The following is a 4,610-nucleotide window of genomic DNA, read 5'->3' as shown; positions in this document are numbered from 1 at the left end:
AGAGCTTAGAGCTTAGAGCTAAAGCCTAATACCAAGAGCTGTTAAGCTTTGTTTTGCTCAGCTTTACATACAGCCGCAGTGAACACTACGTCAGTTGAGCTGTTAAGCGCTGTTTCAGCAGAATCTTGAATCACACCAATGATGAAACCAACCGCTACAACCTGCATCGCTACATCGTTTGAGATACCGAATAGGCCACAAGCTAGAGGAATCAGTAGCAGTGAGCCACCGGCAACGCCTGATGCACCACATGCTGAAATTGCAGCAACAAGGCTTAGTAGAATCGCAGTGAAGATATCAATCTCAATACCCATTGTGTGTACAGCTGCAAGCGTTAACACAGTGATGGTGATTGCAGCACCTGCCATGTTGATGGTTGCGCCTAGAGGGATTGATACAGAGTAAGTATCTTCATCTAGCTCTAGCTTCTTACAAAGGTTCATGTTCACTGGGATGTTTGCAGCGCTTGAACGAGTGAAGAATGCCGTTACACCAGACTCACGAATACATTGCAGTACAAGTGGGTATGGGTTCTGTTTTGTCTTTACAAAGACAAGCAGTGGGTTAACGACAAGAGCAATGATCAGCATTGAGCTTAGTAGAACCGCTAGTAGTTGACCGTAGCTTGCTAGTGCATCGAAGCCCGTTGTTGCGAATGTAGTCGAAACAAGGCCGAAGATACCGAATGGCGCAAGACGAATAATGAAGCGAACAATGTGTGAAACACTGTGGCTAAGGTCTTCGAAAACCGCTTTGGTTGTTGCAGATGCGTGGTGCAGTGCAAGACCAAGACCGATAGCCCAAGCAAGAATACCGATGTAGTTAGCGTTCATTAGTGCGCTAACTGGGTTATCTACAAGCTTGAATAGAAGCGTATGAAGAACTTCTGCAATACCTTGAGGAGGGTTAGCACCTTCAGCGCCAGCAACCAGTGTCAAAGTGGTTGGGAACATGAAGCTCAGTACTACAGCAGTTAGTGCTGCAGAGAACGTACCAATCAGGTAAAGCACAATGATTGGACGCATATGAGTATGCTGACCTTTCTTTTGGTTTGCGATAGAAGCTGCAACAAGAATGAATACTAAAATTGGGGCAACAGCTTTCAGAGCACCAACAAACAGACTACCTAATAGGCCTGCATCTTGAGCTGCTGAAGGAGAAACCATGGCGAGAACGACACCGAAAACAATACCAGCAAGGATCTGTAGAACGAGATTTCCACGAGCGATGCGGGCGAGCATGTTGTGATTTTGCATAAAATACCTGCAATTGTTAATTTATTATAGTGATGTATTTTTTTATAAAGTTGTACCAAATCCAACTATACACTAGTGGAATGGGCGGTCATATTAGCGGGATCTAAGAGGGTGTCTAGGAATAGTTTACTTTTAGGGTGATTGTTTGCGCCATGTGGTGCTTTTGGAGCTAAATGTTAAATTTTTGTGCTTTTGTTGAGGTGTAAGTCTGCTGAATAATGTTCCATTGGCTTAATGTTCTAGTATTTATGGTGTGTAAACCATTACTGATAAAAACATTGTGTTCGGAAATAGCTGCCTAAACTTGTATAGGTAAAAAAGCCACTTCAACAGACATCATAGACATCACCTGCTTTGCTTAATCTACGTTGGTGCATGACTTGCCATGTTTTGTCTTCATCTAATCTTTCTATCGGCATTCCCACCTACTTAAGCAGCGTTAGCTGTGAATTTCATCAGCTCTCCTTAATAGCGTCAGGCTACTGAACTTAATACCTTGCTACTTTGATATACCGCACACCTTATCTGGTAATTTATATCAACATGTTATTTTATATGACGTAATTTATCTAAAATTTCCGTTGTAAGTGGGTGGCATATATCCTGTGTTGGTCTTAATTTACAAGAGTATGAGCAATGAGTTTAATCAGTATCCCTTATGTAGAGACCTCTGCAGATACCGTTTTACATATAGCAGCCGCTATCGTGCTGATCAGCACCATAGCGGCTGGCCTGTTCGGTTTTTGGAAGCTTCACGAGATCCCTATTCAAAAGGCTCATAAGACTGACCACCATCAGATAGGGTTGATTACCGCGCTCACTTGGATTGGCTTCATTTGGCACTGGGTGTGGGTGCTCGCCATTATCATTGCTTTTGTAGATTTTGAAAAAGCCATTATCCGACTGCGTGATTTATGGAATTCTCCGGCTCAAGTTAATCAATCAGAGGATGTCTAAATGTTAGAAGGTTTAGCGGTTTGGTGTTTGTTCATCTATTTATTAAGACTTGTTGGCATGCCTTGGAACACAGGGACGAAAGCATTCGCTTATCTAGGAGGCAGTGGTTGGTTGTTATTTGTGTGGGTAGGATTAATTAACTATACACCAATGGATTTGTCGGGAGGCTCTGTGGTGCAGTCTCCTCACATTCAGCTTCGCCCAACCTCAACCAATGTCTCGGGTAAGGTCGACCAGATTTATATCACCCCTAACCAACGCATTGAGAAAGGGCAGTTAATCTATGAGATTGAAAACGAGCCTTATCAAATTGCTTATGAACAAGCGAAGATTTCGCGCGACTCGGCAAACGTAGCGGTTAGCACTGCGGCTGAAGAAGTAAAAATCGCTGAATCCAGCTATCAGGCAGCGTTACATGATTTTGAAATGACACAAAGTGAGCTTTCAGCTGCTCAGTCAAATAGAGACTTACAGAAAAGAACGTTGATGCGTTATCTTGAACAAAACCGAGTCGTGCGTAATACGATCACTGAAAGCATGATTGATAACCAGCAAACGGTCGCTGATTCTGCTGTGTACACTGTGGCCAAGCTTGAGTCACAGCTGAGCAAAAAGAAATCTGATGTAGAGAAAGCCAAGCTACAAATAACCAAAGCGGAACTCTCGGTTGAATCCCGTCAGTCAGACTTTAACGAAACAATTCAGAAGGTGAATAAAGCAAAATGGGATCTTGATAGCACCAAGATTTATGCACCCGCTGATGGCTTTGTGACTAACTTTATTCTTCGTGAAGGTCAGCTTGTTTCTAGAGTTCCACGATTGCAGATGTACACCAACGAGAAATACGTATTGATGAGAGTGAATCATCAAGCTATTAGAAATGTTAAACCGGGTCAATTGGCTGAATTTACAACGCCAGTTTATCCAGGGAAAGTATTCACGGCAGAGGTTGAAGGTATTATTGAAGCAACCGGCGAAGCGCAAAGTAACTTGCTTGGCTTTGACCAGAATGTTCGCTCTACGACAGGCAAGAACCTACAAAACAAACATCACTTTGTTAGGTTGAAAGTCTTTGAACCTGAAGGCTATAGCGTACCAGTCGGCTCGGTTGGTTTAGCTTGGATTAGCGGAGAAAAGCCAACAGAGCTTATGGCGTTTCTTGATGTAATACGTGGAATCATTTTACGTATGAAGTCGCAGCTCTACTACTTCTACTCTTTCTAACAGAGAGTTGGACTCAGAATCTGCGGCCTAGTTGAGCGTTACTCTATTTATAGCAATGCAACACCGACGGTAAATCTCGTAATCGTGTTGTTGAGATGACGATAAAAGAGAACTAAATCAGCTATGTTAATTTTCACATCCGCAAAGTGGTGACACTCTGCGGATGTTTTATTTTATTCCAATGATTTGAGATATTGCTTGGGTGTCATGCCTCGATGCTTCTTAAACATATGCGTAAAGCTATCGAGATGGTTATACCCTAAACTGCTTGCAACTTCTTCGACTGGTATTGATTGGCTTAGCATTTTGACCGCTTTGTTGCTTAAGACAAAACCACACATTTCGGTAAAGTTGTGGCCATATTTATGGAATCTACGTTGAAACTGCTGAATTGATAGGCCCAACAGGTTCGATACTCTTTCGAGTGTCGGTAAACCAAAATGACATGAGTAGTTGATGGCTTCATAAACTAACTTAGTGTCATCGCTAGGATCGGGCATGTTTAAACATCGGTCCAAATCCTCAAAATTCAGCGAAAAGGTTTGCTTGGTATCTTGATTATCAGCCAGGTTTGCCAAGCGTAAGCTGGAATGAAACCAGATCTCTGTTTGATGATGATTCCACGCGACATCACAGCCAAAATAATCTTGATATAGTTTCTCATCCGCACGCTCTCCTGAAAGTAGTACGCGCATCGGAGCAAAGTCTGCCCCAAGGTATTTTTTCAATATTTTTGACATCAAAACAGCGACTCTAATACTGTCATGAACGTCTAAGTGTTCTGCATCATACTGATTGTTGTAAGTCCACTTGATGATAGACCCCGCAGGTGCAGCAACCCAAAAAGCACCGGATTGAATACACCCCATGCCGTAATTTACCTTTCTTATCGTCGACATTAAGTCATGACCAGAGAACATCCATTGGCCTAATCCGCCCAAGTCTTCGACCCGGAAATGGCGCACAGCCTCGAGCATAAAGTTTGGATTTTTTGTATAGCATTCGAGTTCTTCATAAAGCTGAAATACCTCAGAAATGGGCAACAGGTTCATTGTGTGATTAAACGCGGATTGGGGAATTGTCTGTGGGGAGATTGGATCTGAATAATATTGATTACATACGTTGTAATACAAATTCATCAGGCTATTTACCCTTCATAGACAGGATCTTAAG

4 protein-coding genes are annotated in these 4,610 nt (G+C 42.6%); 2 read left to right on the top strand and 2 right to left on the bottom strand.

Annotated features, from left to right (window positions below; all coding sequences use genetic code 11):
* Positions 1–41 precede the first annotated feature (41 nt).
* A complete protein-coding gene (gene sstT / locus AB4371_RS17840; protein ID WP_004732110.1) occupies positions 42–1,256 on the bottom strand; it encodes a serine/threonine transporter SstT in 1,215 nt (404 codons plus the stop codon).
* 636 nt (positions 1,257–1,892) lie between these two features.
* Between sstT and AB4371_RS17835 the strand changes: the two genes are divergently transcribed.
* Positions 1,893–2,213, top strand: a complete 321-nt coding sequence (locus AB4371_RS17835; RefSeq protein ID WP_017072398.1) for a hypothetical protein — start codon at positions 1,893–1,895, stop codon at positions 2,211–2,213.
* Positions 2,214–3,437 (top strand): HlyD family secretion protein, encoded by a 1,224-nt coding sequence (locus tag AB4371_RS17830; RefSeq protein ID WP_372150420.1) that lies wholly within the window; start codon positions 2,214–2,216, stop codon positions 3,435–3,437. It abuts the gene before it with no gap.
* Between the two features lie 173 nt (positions 3,438–3,610).
* On the opposite strand, the gene AB4371_RS17825 is transcribed toward AB4371_RS17830, so the two are convergent.
* Complete coding sequence (locus tag AB4371_RS17825; RefSeq protein ID WP_372150419.1) at positions 3,611–4,576, bottom strand: helix-turn-helix domain-containing protein; 966 nt, start codon at positions 4,574–4,576, stop codon at positions 3,611–3,613.
* Positions 4,577–4,610 lie beyond the last annotated feature (34 nt).

This window comes from Vibrio sp. 10N.261.51.A3 (genome assembly GCF_041471965.1).
In the GTDB taxonomy this organism is placed as follows: domain Bacteria; phylum Pseudomonadota; class Gammaproteobacteria; order Enterobacterales; family Vibrionaceae; genus Vibrio; species Vibrio crassostreae_C.
This window is presented reverse-complemented; position numbering and strand designations above follow the sequence as displayed.